The organism is Burkholderia sp. WP42, assembly GCF_000745665.1.
In the GTDB taxonomy this organism is placed as follows: Bacteria; Pseudomonadota; Gammaproteobacteria; order Burkholderiales; family Burkholderiaceae; genus Burkholderia; species Burkholderia vietnamiensis.
This window is the reverse complement of sequence record NZ_JQJT01000017.1, coordinates 109,437-132,791: the sequence shown is the minus strand read 5'-3', so window position 1 is coordinate 132,791 and position 23,355 is coordinate 109,437. Positions and strand designations below refer to the sequence as shown.

The window sequence follows — 23,355 nt, the reverse complement described above, 5'->3', positions numbered from 1 at the left end:
CGCTCGCCCCTAAATCACCCCCGTCGCCCCGCGTCGCCCTTCACCCCCACCAGCAGCGCGACGCCGCTCAGCGCGAGCAGCGCGGCCAGCAGGTACACGGCGAGATCCATGCTGCCGGTGCGGGTGCGGATGATCCCGATCACCCACGGGCTGACGATGCCGCTCGTGATCCCGATGCTGCTGATCAGCGCGATCCCGGCCGCCGCCGCGTTGCCCGACAGGTAGCGGGTCGGCACCGCCCAGAAGATCGGCAGCGCGGCGAAGATCAGCGTCGCCGCGATCGACAGGCATGCGAGCATCGCCGCAAAGCTGTGCAGATGCAGCGTGAGCGCCGCGAGCGCAAGCGCGCCGCCGAGCGTGCAGCACGCGAAGTGCCGGCGGCGCTCGCCGGTGCGGTCCGAGCGGCGCGCGATCAGGATCAGTCCGACGGCGCCGACGGCGTTCGGCACGACCGTGTAGAGGCTCACGGCCACGACGTCGGTGACGCCGAAGTCGCGAATCATCAGCGGCATCCAGAAGTTGAGCGTGAGCGACGCGCAGGTGAGCGAGAAGTAGACGAACGCGAACAGGTAGACGCGCGGATTCGCGAGCGCGGCCGCCACGCTGCGCCGGTCGTGCGCGCCGTGCGCGCGGGCATCGCCGCAGACGGCCGCGACGCGCGCCTTTTCGTCGGGCGTGAGCCACGCGGCGTCCTGCGGGCGATCGACCAGATACGTGAACGCGAAGCAGGCGAGCACGATCGCCGGCGCGCCCTCGATCGCGAACATCCACTGCCAGCCGTGCAGCCCGAGCACGCCGCTCATGTCGCGCATGATCCAGCCCGACAGCAGGCCGCCGAGCACGCCGGCGACCGCGACGCCGGCAAAGAACACGGAGATCGCCGCCGCGCGCCGGTTCGACGGGAACCAGTAGGTCAGATACAGCACGATGCCGGGGAAGAAGCCGGCCTCGAACACGCCGAGCAGGAAGCGCAGCACATAGAAATGCGTCGGCTGCGACACGAACATCATGCCGGTCGACGCGAGCCCCCACAGCAGCATGATGCGCATGAAGGTGCGGCGCGCGCCGAAGCGTGCGAGCAGCAGGTTGCTCGGCACCTCGCAGAACACGTAGCCGACGTAGAACACCGCGGCGCCGAGCCCGTACATCGCGTCGCTGAAGCCGAGGTCGTGCTTCATCTGCAGCTGCGCGAAGCCGATGTTGATGCGGTCGAGGAACGACACGACGTAGCAGAGGAACAGGAACGGCACGATGCGCCACGCGATCTTGCGGAACAGCAGCGCATCGCCCGCTGCGGGCGCGCCGGCGGATTCGAAGGCGGGAGCGGAAGCGGAAGCCGAGGCGCTCGCGTGCGCGAGCGTCGCTTCGGCGGGAAGCGGTTGGGGCATGTCTGTCTCCAAACGGGCCGCGCGATGCGAGCGCGCGGCAGTCTCCGAGGGCGTGCGTGCGCCCTGCTTTCTTGTGAGATCGGAACGCGGCGCGCCGATGCGCGCCGTCAGAACGACGGCCGGACGTCCGCGCGGACGCCGCGCCGCCGAGCCGCCCTCAGTCCTGCAGCGCGGCCCACATTTCCTTGTCGCGCTGCGCGGTCCAGATGCGCGGATGCGTGATGCCGCTCGCCTCGTCGAACGCGCGCGACACGTCGAACGGCAGGCAGTGCTCGTAGATGAACACGTGGCCGAACTTCGGGTCCATCGCTTCGCGCGTGAGCGCCATCGACGCCTTCAGGTCGAGCTTGCGCTCGACGGCCTTGCGGCCCTGCTCGAGCAGCGTCGTCACGAAGTCCTTCGTGTAGTCGAGGCCCTTGTTCACGTCGGCCGGGCTCAGCAGCGCGGGGCCGCGGCCCGGCACGAGCTTGTCGGCGCCGAGCGCGCGCAACGCCTCGAGCGTGGCCGGCCACTGTTCGAGCTGCGCGTCGCCGCAATAGCACGCGGCGTCGTATTCGACCAGATCGCCGGAGAACAGCACCTTCTGCGACGGCAGCCAGACGATCGTGTCGCCCTTCGTATGGCCCGAGCCGACGTGCATGATCTTCACTTCGAGCTTGCCGAGGAACAGCGTGATCTCGCGCTCGAACACGAGTGTCGGCCAGGTCAGGCCGGGCACCGTCTCGACGCCCGCGAACAGCCGCGGGAAGCGCTCGATCTCCGACTTCATGTCCGCTTCGCCGCGCTCGACGATCATCTCGTAGGTGCCGCGGCTCGCGATCACGTGCTGCGCGCCTTCGGCGAAATATGCGGACGCGCCGAGCACGCGCACCGCGTGGTAATGCGACAGCACGACGTGCTTGATCGGCTTGTCGGTCACGCTGCGGATCTTCGCGATCAGGTCTTGCGCCATCGCGGGCGTCGCGGTCGTGTCGACGATCAGCACGCTGTCGTCGCCGACGATCACGCCCGAGTTCGGGTCGCCTTCGGCGGTGTATGCGTACGCGTTCTCGGACAGCTGCGTCCAGGTGATCTTCTTCTCTTCGAGATCGGCTTGGGAGGCGAATGCTTTGGCCATGTTGCGTTCCGTGGCTGCGAGCCATGTGTTGAAGGGAGTGAGCCGATGATCGTCCTGCGTCGATTATTTGTCAATGACAAACGCGCTTGCTATTGTTTAATACGGGTAAACCTGCGGACCGGCTCGACAAGGGGCGTCGGATACCATGCGGGGTTTCGTCATCGGAAGAATCAACGCGTGCAGAACCATGAAGTCAGCGCGGACGACGCGCCGCCGAAGGCGCAGCGCGGCATCCAGAGCGTCGAGGTCGGCGGCCGGCTGCTCGACGCGCTCGCGCGCCGGCGCAAGCCGCTCGGGCTGTCGGAGCTGGCGGCGGCGGCCGACCTGTCGAGCGCGCAGGCGCACACCTATCTGGTCAGCCTGACGCGGCTGGCGCTCGTGAAGCGCGACGCGCTGACCGGCAACTACGAGCCCGGCCCGCTGTCGCTGCGACTCGGGCTGATGTCGATCGAGCGCCAGCCGGCCTATCGGGCCGCGCTGCCGCATGCGGCCAGGCTCGCCGAAACGGTGGGCTTGAGCGTCGCGCTGTCGGTGCCGGGCGTGCTCGGGCCGACGATCGTGCGCATCGAGCACGGCGGCTATCCGCTGCACATGAACCTGCACGTCGGCTCGGTGATGTCGCTCGACGCGACGGCCACCGGCCGCGTGTTTCGCGCGTTCGGCGATCCTGCGCAGCTCGACGCGATGACGGCGAGCCACGCCGCCGGTGCAGATGCGCATGAATACACACACGCCGACGCACATGCCCGGGCCGACGCGCACCCGTCGCGCGCCGAACTCGACGCGATCCGCGCACGCGGCATCGAGCGCAGCGTCGATCGGCCCAGCCCTGGGGTCAGCGCGATGTGCGTGCCGGTGCTCGACGCACACGGACGGCTGCAGCTGGCATTGACGGTGATCGGCCCGAGCGGCTCGATCGATGTCGGCTGGGACGGCCCGATCGCGACCGCCCTGCGCGACGCGGCACGGCAAGCCACTGCGTCGCTCGACGCCGCGCCCGACGTGCGGCCGGGCACGCCGGCCGTGCCGCGCATCCCGCCCGCCCTCGGCGACGATGCGAAAGCACAGCGCGGCATCAACGCACTCGACAGCACGGGCGAGTTGCTGCTCGCACTCGTATCGGCCGGCCGCGGGCTGCCGTTGCGCGACCTCGCGGCGGCGGCCGGCATGCCGGCGGCCAAGGCGTTTCCGCATCTGGTGAGCCTGCAGAAGATCGGCCTGCTGAGCCGCGACGACGCCGGCTGCTTCGACGGCGGTCCGCTCGGCCTGGCGCTGGGGCTGATCGCGATGCAGCGCGTGTCGCCGACGCGCGATGCGGAGCCCGAGATCGTCGCGCTCGCGGCCGCGACCGACATGAGCGTGGCCGCGGCGACGCTCGGGCCGCTCGGCCCGACCGTGATTCGCCTGGAGGAATCGGCGCGGCCGCAGCACGTGAGCCTGCAGGTCGGCACCGTGATGTCGCTGGTGAATACCGCGATCGGACGCGTGTTCGCGTCCGGCATGTCCGACGACGTGCTCGCCGGCCTGCTGGCCGACGAGCCGGTGCGCCTGGCAGGCGGCGCGACGCAAGTGGACGACGGGTTCCGTGCGCGGCTGGCGACGATCCGCGCGGACCAGCTCGATTTCGCGTTCGACGCGCCGGTGCCCGGTATCGGGACGATCGCCGCGCCGGTGTTCGATCACACGGGCAGCATTCGGCTGGTGATCGCGATCATCGGCTCGTCGCGCGGTTTCCCGCGCGGGACGGACAGCGAACTCGCTCATACGCTGCTCGCCGCCGCGCGCCGGCTGTCGTGGCGGTTCGGGTGGATCGGCGGGTGATTGCCTGCGGTTGCTTGCCGTCCCTCGGCGGTGCTCGCCGGCGTGTTGCCCACGTCGCAATGCCGTGACGGCGCGGCCGCGACGCTGCTGGCCGTCACCTCCCGGCGAAGGCATGCAGGTCCGTTGTTGTGCAGTCGCAACGATAACCGTCAGGAATTCTCATATAACGAAATCGCATTTCACAAGGTGGCGATGTTTCTCTATCATTAGGGTTATCCCTAATCACCACCCAAATGGGGTTTCGTCATGCAAACGTCTAATGTCTCGAACCGCTCTGCCGAATCCGCTGGCTGGCTTGCACGTATTGGTGATCTGATCGCGGAAGCCTGGGCACTGCACCTCGAAAACTGCGAAATCATCGCGCAAGCACATGCACGACTGCCGCGCTAAGCGCGCGTCGAGCCGACCGGCACGGCCCGCTTGGTGCTACCAGCCGCCGGTTCAGCGGTCCGATAGACGCAGCGACGTCCGGGCGTCTCGCGGAAACACCGAAGGCGCACCCGACAGCGCCGGCCGCCGCGTCGCGGAAGATTCATCCGCTTTCAATTGCCGTCGGTGCCCTGGATCGGTAGCCGCTGCGCCCGGTTCGAACGCCGCGCGCAGCGGCGCCTCGGCGGCGCGATGGTAGCCGCCTTCCCCACTTCGACCGGAGTACGGCCGAGCCGGCCGCGCCCGCGTCGTCACACCTGAATCGACGGCACGTCTTTCATGCACCGCAGCGCGAACATCGAGCGACTGTGGCGAATGCTCGAAATCCGGTACAGCTTCTCGCGCAGGAAGCGCTCGTAGCCGGCCGTGCCGTCCACCGCGACCTTGATCCAGTAGTCGTACTCGCCCGACACCAGATACGCTTCGAGCACCTCCGGCAGCGCCGCGAGTTCCGCGCCGAAGCGGCCCAGCGCATCGTCCTCGTGGCGATCGAGCGTGACTTCGAGGATCACGATGTCCGCGTAGCCGAGCATGCGCTGGTTGACGAGCGCGACGTAGCCGTCGATGTAGCCGTCGAGTTCGAGCTGCCGCGTGCGGTTCCAGCAGGCGGTGGTCGACATGCCGATCTGTTCGGCCAGTTCGGCGTTCGACAGACGCGCGTTCTTTTGCAGTGCAGCGAGGATCTTGCGGTCCTGGTTGTCGAGGGTTTTTGGCGTGCGTTCGCGGGTGGCCATGGCAAAAGGAATTTTCTACTGAGAATTTTCATTCTAGCCGAACGAGGTTCCGATTTGAGCGGCCCTTCGCCGGAAAACAGGAAGCCTTTTAACCGCCGCGCTTGATACATTTTCTCCATGCCTGTCGACCGGCGCGCCCGCTGCGACAACCCCCTCGCGACGGATGTCCGACCGCAATCACGAGTTGCGGCGCCGGTCACGCAGGCATGCGAAACCCGCCTCCCGTACGCCTATCCGGTTGTCCGGGCCGGCGCCCGAACCCCTGTTCCGTGGTCCCTGTCATGTCGTTCCGGCTTTATCTGTCGTTCGTCGCCGCATCGGCCGTCCTCATCTATGCGCCCGGCCCCGTCAACCTCCTCACGATGAACCAGGCATTGCGCACCGGCTGGCGCCGCGCGCTGCCCTGCGTATGGGGCGGCACGCTCGCCGTGCTGCTGCAGCTCGCACTGACCGCGCTGTGTCTGAACTCGCTGGTCCACCTCGATACGCACGCGCTCGCCGTGCTGCGCTGGGCCGGCGCCGCCTACCTCGTATGGCTCGGCTGCAAGCAATGGCTGAGCCGCGCGCCGGCCGACGCTGCGGCGGCCGCGACGCCCGCGACCGGCCACGCCGCGCGCGACGCCGAATCGGGACGCGCGCTGTTCTGGCGCGGCGTCGCGACGTCCGGGCTGAACCCGAAGACGCTGTTGTTCTTCCCGTCGTTCTTTCCGCAATTCCTCGTCCCGAATGCGGACTGGAGCTTGAACGGACAATTCCTGCTGCTCGCGACGACGTTCGCGTTGCTGTTCGTCGGCGGCATGGCATCGATGGCGCTGCTGTCGCACCGGCTCAGCCGCGCATTGCAGCGACCCGCGCGGATGCACGCGATGAACCGCGTGACGGGCGGGCTGCTGGTCGGGATGGGCGCGATCATGGCCGGTTGGAACTGAGGGCCGCGGGCGGGCGCGTCGGTGATTGCGCCCGTGTGACGCGCGGTAGCCCGGAATTTGCGGCGCGGGAGTGGCCGGGCCGCGTAGGTCCGTCGCATAGAGCAGACCGCGTGGGCAGTATCGCGTCGACTCGCCGCATCGGCTGACTCGGTTCGGCACTTTGGGACATTCGGCACCGGGACGTAGGCCGTCGACGATCATTAGCATCATATTTTTGAACCGCTATAATTTTCTGCGCCTTGCGAGACCCATTCCCGGAGCATTTCGATGCGAATCCGAAGCACTTATTTGAAAGTGAATAACCTCGAGCGGGCCGCAACATTCTGGGAAAATCTATTAGAGCAGCCGCCGAACCGCAAGACGGAGAGATGGGCCGAGTTTTCGCTAGGTGAAATCCGATTCGGGTTATTACTGAACGATTTCGGTGATGAGTTCGCCGGTAGCGGATGCGTACCGGTGTTCGAGTTCGATATATCTGACTTGCACACATTTGTGGAACGCGCGAAGGCTCTTGGAGCAAAAGTCGTTCTCGATGCGCTAAACATTGAGACCATGCAGAGCGTTGTTCTCAGCGACTCCGAGGGCCACGAATTCGAGCTGTGCAGTTGCCACGAATAGTTTGCTGTCCTCCGCAGGAACCGGTCGGCTTGCTTCCTGCAACGGACGTCGACCGACTAACCACAAGGATGGAACCCCGTGAAACACGCAGGTCTAGCAGCGCTCGGGCAGCTTGAAAGTACCCTTCGCGACTTGCGTGAGTTTCCGGACTTACGTGAACGTTCAACCGGTGTTTTTTACAGAAAATCTCGATCTTTTCTGCACTTCCACGAAGATGCGACGGGGCTTTACGCCGACCTTCGAGTCGGCCAAGAATTTGAACGATTCCCTGTGAATTCAGCAATCGATAGGGATGTTTTAATGGCAGCAGTTCATCGCGCGTTGGAATTATAGGTTCCTATCTTAAGCCATGTAACACACAAGACCCATTTGGACCGGTCAAAGTTTTGAATCACGCTTAAGAGAAACTGCATCATGAAGTGTCGGCGGTCGGAAGCTTCGACTGTCCGAATCGGATCGATCACGGCCCTCGATGAAGTGACGGAAAGAGCAATCTCAGGCCTTGTCTGACGCTGACTGAGAGATCAGGTCTCGACTTACGCAACTCTGTCGCATAGATCGCGATCGCAGCTCATAGGCCGCATCCGCGCGGCCACACCACATCAGCCTTCGCGCGTAGATCGCATCGCATAGACCGTATCGCGTGGATCGCACCGCGCTGCCCACCGCCATCGCCCGCCAAGAACACTCCCCCGCTCCACGCGCCCAGTACAATCGCGCGATGTCCGAACTCCTCACCTACGGCGGCCTGTTCGCCGTGTCGATGATCGCGGCGACGCTGTTGCCGCTCCAGTCCGAAGCCGTACTCGCCGGCCTGCTGCTCGCCGCTCGCGAGCCCGCGTGGGCGCTGGTGCTCGTCGCGAGCGTCGGCAACGTCGCGGGCTCGGTGATCAACTGGGCGCTCGGCCGCGGCATCGAACACTTCCGCGAGCGCCGCTGGTTCCCGATCAAACCGGCCGCGCTCGCGCGCGCCGAGCGCTGGTACGCGCGCTATGGCCGCTGGTCGCTGCTGCTCAGCTGGGCGCCGGTGATCGGCGATCCGCTGACGATGATCGCCGGCGTGCTGCGCGAGCCGCTGTGGTCCTTCACGGCGATCGTCACGATCGCGAAAGTCGCGCGGTATCTGGTCATCGCGTGGCTCGTGACGCGCTGACGGCGTCCGCTCCAGCATGCCGGCGCGCGCGCCCACTGCGCACCCGGCCGGTTTCGCATCGCTAAAGAATCCGCCGAAGCTGCCGTACTCCTTACAGTCTGCGGTGACGCGTGCGTTCCGCTCCTCACACCCACTCAGGATTCCCATGAGATTGACCCACTTGGGCCGGGCGAGCGTCGGCGCGCGTCTGGCCGCGCTGGCGTGTGTACTCGTCGCACTGCTGTTCACCGCGTTCGCATGGGCGCTCGCCCACTTCGCCAGCGAGCAGCTGGCCGATGAAGCGCATGCACGCATCGCCGACAAGGAGCAGTCGATCCGCGCGATGGTCGAGATGTTCGACAAGGCGCTGTCGGCCGAAGCCAACCGCGCGATGGCGCTGTTCGCGAGCTTCCTGCCGGCCGATTTCTCGCTCGATCCGGCGCGCACCGTCGACATCGGCGGCGTCGCCGCGCCCGTGCTGTCGGCCGGCGGCCAGCCGCTCGATCTCGACTACGCGATCCCCGACCAGTTTCTGCAGGAAAGCGGCGCGATCGCGACGATCTTCGCGCGCGACGGCGACGACTTCGTGCGAATCACGACGTCGCTGAAGAAGCAGGACGGCACGCGCGCGGTCGGCACGCGCCTCGACCGCGCCGGCCCGGCGTACGGCCCGCTGGTCGCCGGACGCAGCTACACGGGCCTCGCCAAGCTGTTCGGCCGGCCGTACATCACGCAATACAAGCCGGTCACGGACGCGACCGGCCGCGTGATCGGCGCACTGTTCGTCGGTCTCGACGTCGGCGCGGAACTGCAGGTCGTCGAGAACGGCATCCGCGCGTTGAAGATCGGCGACAACGGCTACTACTTCGTCGTCGATGCGTCGCCGGGCGCCTCGCGCGGCACGCTGGTCGTCCATCCCGACGCGGCCGGGCAGCGCGCCGACGACACGCGCGCGCCGTACGCGCAGATGCTCGCCGCCGGCCAGGGCCGGCTCGCGTACACGTCGCTCGACCCGGCCGCGCACGACGCGCAGCCCACCGCGAAATTCGTGTCGTTCACGACGATCCCGCAATGGCAATGGCTGGTCGGCGGCATCGCGCTCGACGACGAGTTGCTGGCCGGCATGCGCACGCTGCGCAATCGCTTCCTGATGATCGCGGCCGTGCTGGTGGCGGCGTTCGCGGGGCTGTTCGTGCTGGTCGTGCGGCGCGTCGTGAGCCGGCCGCTCGATGCGGCGGCCCGTGCGTCGGAACGCTATGCGGCCGGCGATCTCAGCGTGCGGATCCGCGATGGCGCGACCGCGCGCGGCGTCGCCGGCAACGACGAAATCGGCCGGCTGGTGCAGGCGGTGGACGGTATCGGCGACGGCCTCGCCCGGATCGTCGCGCAGGTGCGCGGCAGCGCTTCGGACATCGCGAGCGGGACGGTCGGCATCGCGGCCGGCAGCAGCGACATCGCTGCGCGGATCGCGACGCAGGCGAGCAGCGTCGAGCAAACGGCCGCAAGCATGGAGCAGATCACGACCGCCGTGCAGCAGAACGCCGAGCACGCGGCGCAGGCCGATGCGCTGGTGGCGCACGCGTCGGCGGCGGCCACCGACGGCGACGCGGCCGTGCAGCGCGTGGTCGCGACGATGGACGACATCGGCCGCACGACGCGCCGGATCGCCGAAATCACGACCACGATCGAAGGCATCGCGTTCCAGACCAACATCCTCGCGCTGAACGCGGCGGTCGAGGCCGCACGGGCCGGCGAGCACGGCCGGGGCTTCGCGGTGGTCGCGGCCGAAGTGCGCGCGCTCGCGCAACGCAGCGCCGCCGCAGTGAAGGAGATCGAGGGGTTGAGCGCCGAATCGGCGACCACGGTCGAACAGGGTTACCGGATCGCGGACGCCGCGCGCGGCACGATGCGCGACATCGTCCAGCGCGTCGAGCAGGTCAGCACGCTGATCGGCGAAATCAGCACCGCGTCGCGCGAGCAGTCGACCGGCATCGAGCAGGTGAATCTGGCGATCACGCAGATCGGCGACGCGACGCAGCAGAATGCGACGCTGATCTCGGCGGCCGAGCGCGCGGCGGTCGCGTTGCGCGACCAGGCCGCGCAACTGTCGGAAGCCGTCAGCGTGTTCCGGCTGGCGCGCAGCGCGTGACGTGCTACGCCGCCGCCGCGCGACCGGCCCGTTACTTCGTTACTTCTTGTCGCCGGCCAGGTCGATCGCCTTGTCCGATCCGACTGCGTTGCGCAGCTGGAACTTCTGGATCTTGCCGGTCGAGGTCTTCGGCAGCTCGCCGAAGCGCACGACCTTCGGCACCTTGAAGCCCGCGAGCAGCTGGCGGCAATGCGCGAAGATTTCGTCCTCGGTCGCGCTCATCCCGTTGCGCAGCTCGACGAACGCGCACGGCACCTCGCCCCACTTCGGATCGGGCATCGCGACCACCGCCGCGACTTCGACGGCCGGATGCCGGTACAGCGCGTCCTCGACCTCGATGCTCGAGATGTTCTCGCCGCCCGAAATGATGATGTCCTTGCGGCGATCCTTGATCCGGATATAGCCGTCGGGCGTCAGCACGCCGAGATCGCCCGTATGGAACCAGCCGCCCTGGAACGCCTCGTCCGTCGCGTGCGGGTTCTTCAGGTAGCCCTTCATGCAGATGTTGCCGCGGAACATGATCTCGCCGAGCGTCTCGCCGTCGGCCGGCACCGGCTCCATCGTGTCCGGATCGAGCACCGTCGCGCCCGCTTCCAGGTGGTAGCGCACACCCTGGCGCGCATTGAGCCGCGCGCGCTCGTCGTCGGGCAAGTCGTCCCAGTGCGCCTGCTTCGCGCAGACCGTCGCCGGGCCGTACACCTCGGTCAGCCCGTACACGTGCAGCAGGTCGAAGCCGATTTCCTTCATCTTGGCGATCACGGCCGGCGCCGGCGCGGCGCCCGCGACCATCGCATGCACCTTGTGGTCGATCCCGGCGCGCAGCTCGGCCGGCGCGTTCGCGATCGCGCTCTGCACGATCGGCGCGCCGCAGTAATGGGTGATGCGCTCGTTGCGGATCAGGTCGAACACGGTCTTCGCGTCGAACCTGCGCAGGCAGACGTTGACGCCCGCGCGCGCGGCGATCGCCCACGGGAAGCACCAGCCGTTGCAGTGGAACATCGGCAGCGTCCACAGATACACGGCGTGCTTCGGCATGTCCCATTCGAGGATGTTGCTGATCGCCGCCAGATAGGCACCGCGATGGTGATAGACGACGCCCTTCGGGTCGCCGGTCGTGCCGGACGTGTAGTTCAGCGCGATGGCCTCCCACTCGTCGGCGGGCGGCGTCCAGGCGTAGTCGGGGTCGCCGCTCGCGACGAACGCTTCATAGTCGGTCGCGCCGGCGAAACGGGCGGGATCGGCGGGCATCGCGTCGGCGACGCTGACGATCTTCAGCCCCGGCACTTCCAGCGCCGCGCGATGCGCGAGCTCCGCATATTCGGTGTCGACGATCAGCACCTTCGCTTCGCCGTGCCGCAGCATGAACAGCATCGACGCGATGTCGAGTCGCGTATTGATCGTGTTGAGCACGGCGCCCGCCATCGGCACGCCGAAGTGCGCTTCCACCATCGCGGGAATGTTCGGCAGCAGCGCGGCGACCGTCTCGCCGCGCCCGACGCCGGCCCGGGCCAGCGCGCTCGCGAGCTGCTTGGCCCGCGTGTAGGTCTCGGCCCACGTGCGCCGCACGTCGCCATGCACGATCGCGAGCCGCGCGCCGTAGACTTCCGCCGCGCGGACCAGGAAATCGATCGGCGTGAGCGGCACGTAGTTGGCTTCGCGGCGGCCGAGTCCGGCCTCGAACATCTGGGTCATGATCCTGTCTCCGTCTTCTTTCGGCCGGCGCGCATGCACGGCGGCCTGCTTTGATGTGGTTCAATTGCCGATAGCCTAACGGGCGCTATTGTGAGCCGTCTGTCATCGAAACGACAGAGTCCCTTTCGAGCGTTTCGCGTTATCCCTATCCTCGCAAACCCGCACCCATGCACGACCATCCCGTTGCGCCGCCCGAGACGGCCGCGCCCCACGCCGAGCCGCCGGACGACCAGTCGGCCGACTTGACCGTCCCGGCCGTCGCGACCGTTACTCCGGCCGGACCGGGCGCATTTGACGCACCCGACTCGGCCGTGGCGGCGGCCGCCCCCATCGTCCCCGCCGAGCCCGCCCCACTCCCCGACCTCGCCACGATGTTCGGCCAGTGCGCATGGTTTCGCGCGCTGGCGCCCGAGCACCAGGCGCTCGTGCTCGCGCAGTCGCACGCCGAGCGGCACGAGGCCGGCGACGTGATCGCGCAGCGGCTCGCGCCGTCCGAGTACTGGATCGGCGTGCATCGCGGCCTGCTGAAGCTGGCGATCTTCAACGCCTCGGGGCGCGGCTGCACGTTCTCCGGCGTGCCGTCGGGCGGCTGGTTCGGCGAAGGCAGCGTGATCAAGCGCGAGCTGCGCAAGTACGAGGTCGTTGCGGTCCAGCGCTCGACCGTGCTGATGGTGCCGGTCGACACGTTCCACGCGCTGCTCGACACCAGCCTGCCGTTCACGCGCTTCGTCATTCATCAGCTGAACAACCGGATGGGCGAGTTCATCGCGTCGATCCAGAACAGCAGGCTGCTCGACGTCGATGCGCGGGTCGCGCAGTCGCTCGCCCAGCTGTTCAACGCGGCGCTGTACCCGGACACCGGCCCGTCGCTCGCGATTTCGCAGGAGGAACTGGGGATGCTCGTCGGCGTGTCGCGGCAGCGGATCAACCAGGCGTTGCAGCAGCTCGAAAAACGCGGCGTGCTGCGGCTCGCCTACAACCAGATCGAGGTCGTCGATCTGGCGGCGCTCGCGCGGGTCGGCATGGAGCAGATCTGAGCGGCGCAGGTTCGGCGCGACGAACCCGACGAATCCGACGAATCGGCGCGCGCCGCCGCGCGCGATCCTGACAATTCCGCCAGTTTCGCGCCAGTAACGCGTTGCGCGCCGTCACCTATCATTCGAAGTCCGCGCGTCGATTTGCGGCTCGCGGCACGCGCGCGCAAGGCGCCGCCGCACGGTCGTTGCAGCGGCTAGTCATGCAGCATCGCGGCACCGAGCGCGACCGAAATCGCACGCATCGCGCCGCCGTCGCGGCCCGGCACCGCGGCCGTGCAGCCCGGCGCGCACGCCGGCCCTCAATCCGTTACGCGAACCTGTCCATGAAAGTCCTGATCGTCGAAGACGAACCGAAGGTCGTCGAATACCTGAAGAGCGGCCTGACCGAGGAAGGCTGGGTCGTCGACACCGCGCTCGACGGCGAAGACGGCGCGTGGAAGGCCGTCGAGTTCGACTACGACGTGGTCGTGCTCGACGTGATGCTGCCGAAGCTCGACGGCTTCGGCGTGCTGCGCGCGTTGCGCGGGCAGAAGCAGACGCCCGTGATCATGCTGACCGCCCGCGACCGCGTCGACGATCGCGTGCGCGGGCTGCGCGGCGGCGCCGACGACTATCTGACCAAGCCGTTCTCGTTCCTCGAGCTGATCGAACGGCTGCGCGCGCTCACGCGCCGCGCGCGCGTGCAGGAATCGACGCTGATCTCGATCGGCGATCTGCGCGTCGACCTGATCGGCCGCCGCGCGACGCGCGACGGCACGCGCCTGGACCTGACCGCCCAGGAATTCCAGCTGCTCGGCGTGCTCGCGCGGCGCAGCGGCGACGTGCTGTCGAAGACGACCATCGCCGAGCTGGTGTGGGACGTGAACTTCGACAGCAACGCGAACGTCGTCGAGACGGCGATCAAGCGACTGCGCGCGAAGCTCGACGGCCCGTTCACGGACAAGCTGCTGCATACGATCCGCGGCATGGGCTACGTGCTCGAGGCGCGCGACGACGGCGACAGCGAGAGGCACGCATGAAGCGCTCGATCACGCTGCGGCTGGCGGCGATGTTCGGCATCGTGTCGCTGCTCGTGTTCTCGCTGGTCGGCTGCGGGCTGTTCGCAGTGATGGAACGCCAGCTGTTCGCGGAGCTGCGCGCGACGATCGACACGCGCGCGAAGGTCGCGCAGATGATCGTGTCGCATGCGACCACGGCGATGCGCGGCCGGCTGATGCAGGACAAGCTCGCCGACCTCGAACCGCCCGACGGATCGACGCGCTACCAGATCGACAGCCCCGACGCCGACTTCCGCTTCGGCCGCCCGGTCGACGGCGTGCCCGTCGGCCCGCCGCTCGGCGCATTCCAGCAGTACGCGCTGAACCACAGCAGCTACGACGTGATGACGAAGACCATCCCGATCGCCGGCAGCGGCGAGCGCCCGGACCTGAAGCTGATCGTCGCGTCGTCGTGCGAACGCACGCAGCGGATGCTGCGCCGCTTCGCGTGGACGCTCGCGGCGCTGATCGCGATCGCCAGCGCCGTCACGCTGCTGCTGGGCCGCGCGGTCGCACGCTTCGGGCTCGCGCCGCTCGAGCGTCTGTCGCTGGACGCGGCGGCCGTCAGCGCGACCAGCCGCCGTCAGCGGCTGCACACCGACGCGCTGCCGACCGAGCTGCGCGAGCTCGCCGCATCGTTCAACGGCGCGCTCGAACGCATCCAGCAGACCTACGCGCGGCTCGAGGCGTTCAACGCGGACGTCGCGCACGAGCTGCGCACGCCGATCAGCATCCTGATCGGCCAGACGCAGGTGGCGCTGACGAGCCGCGACCGCTCGGTCGACCGGATGCGCCAGACGCTGCAGTCGAACCTCGAAGAGTTCGAACGGCTGCGCGTGATCATCAACGACATGCTGTTCCTGTCGCGCAGCGATCGCGGCGAGCGCGCGACCGACCTGAAGCACGTGTCGCTCGCCGACGAAGTGCGGCGCATGCTCGACTTCCTCGAAATTCCGCTCGACGAGGCGCAATTGCGCGTGCAGCTGCACGGCGATGCGCGCGCGGCCGTCGATCCGTCGCTGTTCCGGCGCGCGATGACGAACCTGCTGATCAACGCGATCCAGCATTCGGCGCCCGGTGCGACGCTGACCGTCACGATCGCGCGCCGCGACACGCTCGTCGACGTGTCGGTCGCGAACCCCGGCGAGCCGATCGACCGCGAGCAGCGCGCGCACGTGTTCGAGCGTTTCTACCGGCTCGAGGAAGCGCGCGCCAACAGCAAGGAGAACCACGGGCTCGGGCTGTCGATCGTCAAGGCCGTCGCGGAGATGCACGGCGGCGGCGTGTTCGTCACCTGCTCGGGCGGCGTCAACACGTTCGGCTTCTCCGTGGCGATACATGCGGACGGCCGCGCTCCCGCGCGCGGCGTCGAGGCCGACGGGCCGCCCGTGCTGGCGCAGGCATCGCGCGCGCTGCGCTGACGGTCCGCGCGCCGAGGGCAGTTTTCTTCAATACGGGCCGACGCGGCGCCCGTAGTCTCGATGCGACTTTCAACCTGTCGCATGGAGACACCTGATGAGCATGCTGGTTTCGATGGCCGCGTTCGCGCTGGCGTCGTCGATCACACCCGGTCCCGTCAACATCGTCGCGCTAAGCGCGGGCGCACGCCACGGTCTTGGCGCGAGCCTGCGCTATGCGGCCGGCGCGACGCTCGGTTTCGTCGCGCTGTTCCTGCTGATCGGCCTCGGCATGCACGCCGCGCTCGCGCGCTGGCCGATGCTGACCACGGCGATCCAGTGGTCGGGTATCGCGTTCCTGCTTTACCTCGCGTTGCGGCTCGCGCTCGACGACGGCCGGCTGCCGGCCGACCCGCATGCAGCGGACGCGGCTGGCCCGTCGGCGGCCGCAGGCGCCGCGATGCAGTGGCTCAACCCGAAGGCGTGGCTCGCCTGTGTGGCGGCGATGGGCGCCTATGCGGCCGACGGCGACCGCGCACAGGTGTGGCAGTTCGCGGCGCTGTATCTGGTGATCTGCTTTGCGTCGATCGCATGCTGGGCGTACGCGGGCGCCGCGCTGCGGGAACGGCTCGCGAACGCGCGCCGGATGCGGCTGTTCAACCGCGCGATGGCGCTGCTGCTCGCCGGCAGCGCGCTGTATCTGCTCGACGTGTAGCGGCGGCGCTTCGTTGCATGCGGCCGCCCGTCGATGATGACGGCCGCACTGCTCGCCTCAACTCGCCGCGCTTCGATACTGGCCCGGCGTCGCGGCCGCGATGCGGCGGAACGCGCGCTGGAAATGCGCCTGATCCGCGAAGCCGGCATCGAGCGCGACGTCGGCGATCGACCGGCCGCGCCGCAGCTCCGCGCGGCCGTACTGCACGCGCCGGTCGATCAGGAATGCGTGCGGCGTCATCCCGTAACGGGCGTTGAACGCGCGGATCAGATAGGACGGCGACAGGCCGGCGGCCGCGCAGATCGCATCGAGCGTGACGGCCTGACGGCAATGCGCGGCGATGTAGTCGGCCGCGCGCGCGAGCTTGGCGTTGTCGGCGCCCGGCCGGCGACCGGCCGGCAACGCGCGGTCGAGCGCGCGATGCAGCGCGGTGAAGAACTCGACCGCCGCGCTTTCCTTGCCGAGCGGATCGACCTCGGCCGCGACCAGCGTGCGATAGAAGCCGCCGAACTGCGCGAACAGGTCGCGCCGCTGCGTCGCCTTCGCGGCGAAGCCGTGGAAATCGCAGTTCGGGCTGCGTCCCAGCGAATGCTGCAGACGCGCGAGCCACGGCACGTCCACGTAGACCATCCGGTATGCCCACGGATCGGCGCCGTCGGGATTGCACGCATGCACCTGCTCGGGATCGACGATCACGAGCACGCCGCGCCCCACGTGATCCTTGCGCGCGCCGTTCAGATAGGTGCTCGTGCCGCCGACGATCGCGCCGAGCGAAAACGTGTCGTGCGTGTGCTTCGCGTAGCAGATCGACCGGCCGTCGTCGACGCTGCGCGCCTCGATGAACGGCAATGCGGTGTCGCGCCAGAACGGCGACGGCACGGCGGCAGGACGGGCGGAACGGCTCACGCGACAGGCTCCCGGTTCGGACGGCAAACGCACACCGTACAAGACTGCGCGGCGCGGCGCAACAGCGAACGGACGCGTTGCCGCCGAATCGCCTAAGCTTTGGGTTCCACCCGCCGCGGCGCACGCGGCGGCTCCCTTCCTTCTTTCACCGGTACGCTCATGCACATCGATCTGACAGGCAAGACCGCGGTCGTCACCGCTTCCACCGCCGGCATCGGGCTGGCAATCGCCGAGGGGCTCGCGCGTGCGGGCGCGCGCGTGATCGTCAACGGGCGCAGCGACGAGTCGGTCGAAGCCGCCCTCGCACAGTTGCGCGCCACGGTGCCCGGCGCGCAATTCGACGGCGTCGCCGCCGATCTGTCCGACGCCGCAGGCGTCGCACGTGTCACGCAGCACACGCCGGACGCCGACATCCTCGTCAACAATGCCGGCATCTACGGGCTGAAGCCCTTCTTCGACATCGCGGACGACGAGTGGTCGCACTACTTCGAGATGAACGTGATGTCGGGCGTGCGCCTCGCGCGGCACTACCTGAAGGGGATGCTCGCGCGCAACACGGGGCGCATCGTGTTCATTTCGTCGGAATCGGGCTTGAACATTCCGGTCGACATGATTCATTACGGCTTCACGAAAACCGCGCAGCTGGCGATCGCGCGCGGGCTCGCGAAGCTCGCGGCCGGCACCAACGTGACGGTCAATTCGGTGCTGCCCGGCCCGACGATGTCGGAAGGCGTGCGCGCGTTGCTGAAGCAGACCGCCGACGAAACCGGCCGCAGCATCGACGACGTCGCGGTCGATTTCGTGCGCAGCCAGCGCGCCAGCTCGATCATTCAGCGGCCGGCGACCACCGAGGAAGTCGCGAATCTGGTTGTGTACGTTTGCTCGCCGCAGGCGTCGGCGACGACGGGCGCCGCGTTGCGCGTCGACGGCGGCGTGGTAGACACGATCGCGTGACGGCAGTGTGACAGCGCACGACGGCGGGCCTTGCGCCTTGCCGTCTGCCTTGCCGTCGTACTAGCGCGCGGCGGCCTTGTGCGACTGGAGCATGCCCTTGCGGTCGGCATCCATGCAGGTGTCGAAGCCGGATCGCGTGACCGCGCCGGCCTTGTCGAACACGACGAAATAAGGCCGGTGTTCGTTGCCGTGTTCGATGAAGTAGTTGTAGCAGACGCCGCTGCCGTTGCGGACCATCCACACGCTGCGCGGGTTGCCGGCAGCGCGCACGACGTCGGCGCGGGTCGCGCCGTGCCGCGATGCGGCGCGCGGCAACGGCGTGCGTGAATACGAGAACGGCAGCCACGAGTCGAACCACGCGCAGCCATGCAGCATCAGGCAACTGGCGGCCAGGGACAGCGTCGCGGCGGGACGGGACAACGGAATCAATCGCATGCTCGGGGAAACCTGCTGCGCCATGCCGGCGTGATCGAAAGCCCCATGCTACTCGACCTTTGGGTCCGGATCGAAAAGAAATCTACAGACAGGTGGCCGGCGCGCCGGCCGACGCCGCACGGCACGCGAGCGAATCGTCATGCATCGTTGCGCCGCCACGCGGCCTGCACATGCGGCCTGCACATGCGCCCGCGCGAGCGCAGCGCGCCGACGCGCCGGCCGGCGCGTCCGTCGTCATGCGACCCACTCGGACCACAGCATCGTCAGCACGGTCATCAGCGCGGGGCCGACGAACAGTCCGATCAGCCCGAACGTCTCGGCGCCGCCGAGGATCCCGAACAGCACCAGCAGGAACGGCAGCCGCGTCGAGTTGCCGATTAGCACCGGCCGCACGAAATGCTCGGCGACGAACACGACGACGATGCCGAGCGCCAGCACGACGATCGCCCATGCCGTCGCGCCCTGCACGAACAACCACAGCGCGGAGCCGCAGAACACGATCGGCGCGCAGAACGGCAGCATCGCCGCCACGGCCGTCACGAAGCCGAGCAGCGCCGCATGCGGCAGCCCGGCCAGCGCGTACGCGACGCCGAGAATCGCGCCTTCGCCGAGCCCGACGACGACGAGCCCCGTCACGGTGCCGTACACGGCCGCGACCATCCGCTCGATCAGCGCGGCGCCGCCGCGTCCGAACGCACGCCGCGCGCCCAGCAGCAACGCGCCCGACAGCTGGTGGCCGGCGCGCATGATGACGAACAGCGTGACCAGCATGAAGCCGAATTCGAACAGCGCGTGTGCGAGCTTCGTGCCGAATTGCCGCCCGAACGCGATGACCTTCTCGCCGTTCGCGCCATGCATCGCCGTGCCCGCGTGCAGCGGGTGACCGAGATTGGCCTGCCACCAGTCGGCGATCTGCGTGGAGCCGTAAGGCAAGCGGCTCACCACGTCGGGCAGCGCGATGCCGTTGTCCTGGATCGAGTGCAGCCAGATGCGCAGGTCGTGCGCCTGCGCGATCGCCTGGCCGAGCGCGATCGCGACCGGCAGCACGACCAGCAGCGAGACGCCCGCGGTGACGACGGTCGCGATCAGGGTCGGCCGGTCGCGAAACCAGCGGTTGGATTCGAAGCGCTTCAACAGCGGCCACAGCGCGATCGCGATCACGCAGGCCCACGCGATGGCGGGAAGAAAATCGCGGATCACCCACAACGCGAGCACCAGCAGCGCCGCATACAGCACGACGCGGGCGATCTGCTGTGCGCGCGGCCGCGCGGCGATGTCGTTTGACGGCGGGACCTGTGCGGTCATGGCACCTCGGAAAGTAGGAACGGCGGTTCGCGCAGGCCGCATGCCTGCACGAACCGCCATTCTATCCATCGATGTCGCGACGCGAGGCACGCGCCTTGCCAAGCATTGTCAAATGCACGGCGCGTGCTCGCGCTCTGGCTCAGGCCACCTTGTCGGCGACGCGGTAGCGTTCGAGCCAATGCGCGTACGGCGCGGGCAGCGTCCACGACGGACGCTCGACGCCGAGCTGCTTGGCCGCATAGTACGGCCAGTGCGGATCGGCCAGATGGGCGCGGCCGACCATCACGAGGTCGAGCTGCTGCTCGGCCACGACGCGATTCGCGAGCTGCGGCGTGTCGATGCCCCACGCGGACGACACCGGCAGGCCGGTCTCGCGGCGCACGCGTTGCGCGATCGGCGCGAGGAACGCCGGCCCCCACGGAATCTGCGCATCCGGCGTCGAGAAGCCGACCGACACGCTCAGCATGTCGAGCCCTTCCTGCTTCATCCGCTGCACGAGCGCGATCGATTCGGCGAGCGTCTCTTCATCGCGGCCGTCGTATTCGATCACGCCGAGACGCGCGGTCAGCGGCAGATGCTCGGGCCATACCCGGCGGACGGCTTTCAGCGTGTCGACGAGGAAGCGGCCGCGGTTTTCGGCCGAACCGCCGTACTCGTCGGCGCGCTGGTTCGAGTGAACCGAGAAGAAGCTCTGGCCGAGATAGCCGTGCGCGAAATGCAGTTCGAGCCATTCGAAGCCGAGGTCGCGGGCGCGCTGCGCCGACGCGACGAAATCGGCCTGCACGCGCGCGATGTCGTCGTGCGTCATCGCGCGCGGCATCTTCGGCAAATGCGCGCCGAACGGGATCGCCGACGGCGCGATGGTCTGCCAGCCGCGCGGGTCGCCTTCCGCGATGTGGTCGTCGCCTTCCCACGGACGGTTCGCGCTCGCCTTGCGGCCCGCATGCGCGATCTGGATGCCGGGAACCGCGCCGGCCGCCTTGATCGCCGCGACCGACGGCGCGAATGCTTCGGCCTGCGCATCGGTCCACAAGCCGGCGCATCCCGGCGTGATGCGGCCTTCCGGCGCCACGGCCGTCGCTTCCGCGATCACGAGACCGGCGCCGCCGCGCGCGATGCCGGCCAGATGAACGTGATGCCAGTCGTTCACGACGCCTTCCTCGGCGACGTACTGGCACATCGGCGGCACCGCAATACGGTTGCGCAGCGTGACATCCTTGAGTTTGAACGGTTCGAACAGGGCAGACATCCACCACTCCTTTGTGTTGGTCAGGCAAAACGACGGGGTGAGCCGCCGTGCGAGGCGCACGGCGGAACGTTTTGGGGCGACCGGCGCGCGAACCAAGCGCGCCGGCGCAAATTGAGCCGGCGCGACAATCGCCGCGCCGGGTACGCGCTTACTGGCGGCCGAGCTTCGCGAGCAGCGCCTCGGCCGCGGGCGCCGACGACGCGGGGTTCTGCCCGGTGATCAGCAGCCCGTCGGTGACGACGTGCGGCGCCCAGTCGGCGCTGCGCTCGAACTGCGCGCCGTTGGTCTTCAGCATGTCCTCGACGAGGAACGGCACCACTTCCGTCAGCTCGACGGCCGCTTCCTCGCTGTTGGTGAAGCCGGTCACGCGCTTGCCGCGCACGACCGACTCGCCGGTGGCCGGGTCCTTCACGTGGCGCAACACGCCGGGCGCGTGGCAGACGGTCGCGACCGGTTTGCCGGCCGACAGGGCGCGCTCGATCAGGCCGATCGAATGCAGATCCTCGGCGAGATCCCACAGCGGGCCGTGGCCGCCCGGGTAGAACACCGCGTCGTAGTCGTCGACCGACACGTCGGTCAGCTTGCGCGTGGCCGCCAGTTCGGCCTTGGCGGCCGGATCGGCGTCGAAGCGGCGCGTCGCGTCCGTCTGCGCGGACGGATCGCTGCTCTTCGGGTCGAGCGGCGGCTGGCCGCCCTTCGGCGACGCGAGCGTCAGCTCGACGCCCGCATCCTTGAACGCGTAGTACGGCGCGGCCAGCTCCTCGAGCCAGAAGCCGGTTTTCTTGCCGGTGTCGCCGAGCGTGTCGTGCGAGGTCAGGACAACCAGAATCTTCATGATCGGATACTCCTTCGAATCGGGTGGATCGGGCCGCGTCGCGGCGGCGGTCGATGTCGCGCATGGCGCGTGCCGCTTGTCGCTGCCGGCGACGACTTGGCGCCTGCCGGTTAGGCCGTCGCCGCGCGGCAACGTGCCCGTCCACGCAGAATATGTTTGCCTGGCTATTAGACCAGTCGTCTAGTTGAAAGGCATAAAAAAGACGGAAGTTCCGCCCAGATCGACAGGACTTCGGCGCACAGGCCTGTATGGCGGCTGTCTCGTTGCACTGTCGAGACGGGATGATAGTCGCGAATTAGACCGGTCGTCTAGTCGCGTCGACTACACCCTGTCGATGTCATGGCTTTTGTGGAGCGGGCGAACTCCACCGGGCCGACGACCGGCGGCTCGCCCTCGCCTCGCACCGCCGCGTCGCCGCACCGCTCAGCCTGGCGGCGGCCCGTCCGTGTCGCCGATCTCGACCACCGGGTGCTCCAGCCGCTGCCCGTGCACGCCATTGGCAAGCAGCCCGAGCATCAGCTCGGCCAGCGCGCGCCCGGTCGTATGGCCGGTCGGCTGCACCACCGCGGTCACGCGATGCGGAAGCGCGACATCGGGCGGCACGCCGTCGTAGACGATCAACGACATGTCGTGGCCGAGGCGCAGGCCGCGTTCGACCAGCGCGCGAAACGCACCGCAGCCGGCGATGTTGTTGTCGACGAGCAGCGCCGTCGGCGGTTCGGATGCGGCGAGAAGCGCCTCGACGCCTTCGCGTCCGCCGTCGCGCGTAAACGCGCATTCGATTTGCCATGCCGGATCAGGCTCGATGCCCGCCTCGCGCAGCGCCGCGAGATAACCGGCACGGCGCTGCATCGCGAAATTGAGCGCCAGCGGCGCGCTGATCATCGCGATACGGCGATGACCGAGGCCGATGAGCCGCCGCACGGCGTCGCGCGCGCCCGCCTCGTTGTCGAAATCGAACCACGCATAGGGCTCGCTGACGCGGGTGCGGCCGTAGGCGACGTACGGAAACGCGCTCGATCGCAGGTAGGCGAGCCGCGGATCGTCGACCAGTGTGCGCGCAACGATCAAGCCGTCGACGAGTTTGCCTTCGACGAGGCGCCGATAGGTGTCCAGTTCCGCGTTCGGCCGCGCGGCCGCGATGATGAAGTCGAGATTGCGTTCCGCGAGCCGCTCGGTCACGCCCGCGACCACTTCGCCGAAACGCGGGTCGCCCAGATCGCCCGCGCCGAACGGATAAACGATGCCGATGGTGTCGGCCCGCCCCGTCGCGAGCCGGCGTGCGGTCGGGTCGGCCACATAGCCGAGTTCGCGCGCAGCCCTCATCACACGCTCGCGGGTCGCCTCGCTCACGTCGTCATAGCCGTTCAGCGCACGGCTGACCGTCGTGCGCGACAGCCCGAGCGCATCCGACAGCGCCTTCAGATTCACCTTCACGTTGCTCCTCGCTCGAGTCGCGCCCCACCAGCGGCGCGG

21 protein-coding genes are annotated in these 23,355 nt (G+C 68.3%); 11 read left to right on the top strand and 10 right to left on the bottom strand.

All coding sequences use genetic code 11. The features are described 5' to 3' along the window. Positions 1–14 precede the first annotated feature (14 nt). Entirely contained in the window at positions 15–1,388 is a 1,374-nt protein-coding gene (locus EX20_RS10730; RefSeq protein WP_034193513.1) for an MFS transporter, read from the bottom strand. 157 nt (positions 1,389–1,545) lie between these two features. Continuing rightward, complete coding sequence (locus EX20_RS10725) at positions 1,546–2,505, bottom strand: MBL fold metallo-hydrolase (protein ID WP_034193512.1); 960 nt, start codon at positions 2,503–2,505, stop codon at positions 1,546–1,548. A gap of 177 nt (positions 2,506–2,682) precedes the next feature. On the opposite strand from EX20_RS10725, the gene EX20_RS10720 reads away from it, so the two are divergent. Beyond that, on the top strand, positions 2,683–4,326 hold the full coding sequence (locus tag EX20_RS10720; RefSeq protein ID WP_034193511.1) for an IclR family transcriptional regulator: 1,644 nt from the start codon (positions 2,683–2,685) through the stop codon (positions 4,324–4,326). 680 nt (positions 4,327–5,006) lie between these two features. Here EX20_RS10720 and EX20_RS10715 read toward each other — a convergent pair. Continuing rightward, positions 5,007–5,489, bottom strand: coding sequence for an Lrp/AsnC family transcriptional regulator (locus EX20_RS10715; protein WP_011882138.1), 483 nt, complete (start codon positions 5,487–5,489; stop codon positions 5,007–5,009). A 281-nt stretch (positions 5,490–5,770) separates the two neighbouring features. Here EX20_RS10715 and EX20_RS10710 point away from each other — a divergent pair, with 281 nt between their 5' ends. The 5 genes from EX20_RS10710 to EX20_RS10695 all read left to right on the top strand — a co-directional run bounded on the left by EX20_RS10710 (position 5,771) and on the right by EX20_RS10695 (position 10,317). Further along, entirely contained in the window at positions 5,771–6,418 is a 648-nt protein-coding gene (locus EX20_RS10710) for a LysE family translocator (RefSeq protein WP_034193510.1), read from the top strand. Positions 6,419–6,685: 267 nt separating this feature from the next. Beyond that, positions 6,686–7,036 carry a VOC family protein gene (locus tag EX20_RS10705; RefSeq protein WP_034193509.1) on the top strand — a complete coding sequence of 117 codons (351 nt, stop codon included), beginning with the start codon at positions 6,686–6,688 and terminating at the stop codon, positions 7,034–7,036. A 78-nt stretch (positions 7,037–7,114) separates the two neighbouring features. Next, the gene (locus EX20_RS30575; protein ID WP_072465343.1) at positions 7,115–7,369 is read left to right on the top strand and encodes a hypothetical protein; all 255 of its coding nucleotides are present in this window, start codon (positions 7,115–7,117) and stop codon (positions 7,367–7,369) included. 388 nt (positions 7,370–7,757) lie between these two features. After that, a complete protein-coding gene (locus tag EX20_RS10700) occupies positions 7,758–8,189 on the top strand; it encodes a YqaA family protein (protein ID WP_011882135.1) in 432 nt (143 codons plus the stop codon). A gap of 145 nt (positions 8,190–8,334) precedes the next feature. Continuing rightward, complete coding sequence (locus EX20_RS10695) at positions 8,335–10,317, top strand: methyl-accepting chemotaxis protein (protein WP_034193508.1); 1,983 nt, start codon at positions 8,335–8,337, stop codon at positions 10,315–10,317. 39 nt (positions 10,318–10,356) lie between these two features. On the opposite strand, the gene EX20_RS10690 is transcribed toward EX20_RS10695, so the two are convergent. Further along, entirely contained in the window at positions 10,357–12,009 is a 1,653-nt protein-coding gene (locus tag EX20_RS10690; RefSeq protein WP_034193507.1) for an acyl-CoA synthetase, read from the bottom strand. Positions 12,010–12,176: 167 nt separating this feature from the next. On the opposite strand from EX20_RS10690, the gene EX20_RS10685 reads away from it, so the two are divergent. The 4 genes from EX20_RS10685 (at position 12,177) to EX20_RS10670 (ending at position 16,195) form a co-directional block, all read left to right on the top strand. Further along, positions 12,177–13,046: a Crp/Fnr family transcriptional regulator gene (locus tag EX20_RS10685; protein WP_232355810.1), complete on the top strand. Its 870-nt coding sequence runs from the start codon at positions 12,177–12,179 to the stop codon at positions 13,044–13,046. A gap of 323 nt (positions 13,047–13,369) precedes the next feature. Next, the gene (locus tag EX20_RS10680; protein ID WP_034193554.1) at positions 13,370–14,065 is read left to right on the top strand and encodes a heavy metal response regulator transcription factor; all 696 of its coding nucleotides are present in this window, start codon (positions 13,370–13,372) and stop codon (positions 14,063–14,065) included. Continuing rightward, positions 14,062–15,504 (top strand): heavy metal sensor histidine kinase, encoded by a 1,443-nt coding sequence (locus EX20_RS10675; RefSeq protein WP_034193506.1) that lies wholly within the window; start codon positions 14,062–14,064, stop codon positions 15,502–15,504. The genes EX20_RS10680 and EX20_RS10675 overlap by 4 nt, the downstream gene beginning before the upstream one ends. A gap of 94 nt (positions 15,505–15,598) precedes the next feature. Continuing rightward, the gene (locus EX20_RS10670) at positions 15,599–16,195 is read left to right on the top strand and encodes a LysE family translocator (RefSeq protein ID WP_011882129.1); all 597 of its coding nucleotides are present in this window, start codon (positions 15,599–15,601) and stop codon (positions 16,193–16,195) included. A gap of 57 nt (positions 16,196–16,252) precedes the next feature. Here the strand turns inward: EX20_RS10670 and EX20_RS10665 are convergent, their stop codons facing one another. Further along, entirely contained in the window at positions 16,253–17,101 is an 849-nt protein-coding gene (locus EX20_RS10665) for an AraC family transcriptional regulator (RefSeq protein ID WP_034193505.1), read from the bottom strand. 159 nt (positions 17,102–17,260) lie between these two features. Here EX20_RS10665 and EX20_RS10660 point away from each other — a divergent pair, with 159 nt between their 5' ends. Next, on the top strand, positions 17,261–18,055 hold the full coding sequence (locus EX20_RS10660) for an SDR family NAD(P)-dependent oxidoreductase (RefSeq protein WP_014724956.1): 795 nt from the start codon (positions 17,261–17,263) through the stop codon (positions 18,053–18,055). Positions 18,056–18,115: 60 nt separating this feature from the next. Here EX20_RS10660 and EX20_RS10655 read toward each other — a convergent pair whose 3' ends face one another. The 5 genes from EX20_RS10655 to EX20_RS10635 form a co-directional block, all read right to left on the bottom strand. Further along, a complete protein-coding gene (locus EX20_RS10655; protein WP_011882126.1) occupies positions 18,116–18,490 on the bottom strand; it encodes a hypothetical protein in 375 nt (124 codons plus the stop codon). 234 nt (positions 18,491–18,724) lie between these two features. Beyond that, positions 18,725–19,795 carry an AI-2E family transporter gene (locus EX20_RS10650; RefSeq protein WP_014724958.1) on the bottom strand — a complete coding sequence of 357 codons (1,071 nt, stop codon included), beginning with the start codon at positions 19,793–19,795 and terminating at the stop codon, positions 18,725–18,727. A 139-nt stretch (positions 19,796–19,934) separates the two neighbouring features. Further along, positions 19,935–21,044: an NADH:flavin oxidoreductase/NADH oxidase gene (locus tag EX20_RS10645; RefSeq protein ID WP_034193504.1), complete on the bottom strand. Its 1,110-nt coding sequence runs from the start codon at positions 21,042–21,044 to the stop codon at positions 19,935–19,937. 148 nt (positions 21,045–21,192) lie between these two features. Next, positions 21,193–21,879 (bottom strand): type 1 glutamine amidotransferase domain-containing protein, encoded by a 687-nt coding sequence (locus EX20_RS10640; protein WP_034193553.1) that lies wholly within the window; start codon positions 21,877–21,879, stop codon positions 21,193–21,195. 423 nt (positions 21,880–22,302) lie between these two features. Beyond that, positions 22,303–23,316, bottom strand: a complete 1,014-nt coding sequence (locus EX20_RS10635) for a LacI family DNA-binding transcriptional regulator (protein WP_034193503.1) — start codon at positions 23,314–23,316, stop codon at positions 22,303–22,305. Positions 23,317–23,355 lie beyond the last annotated feature (39 nt).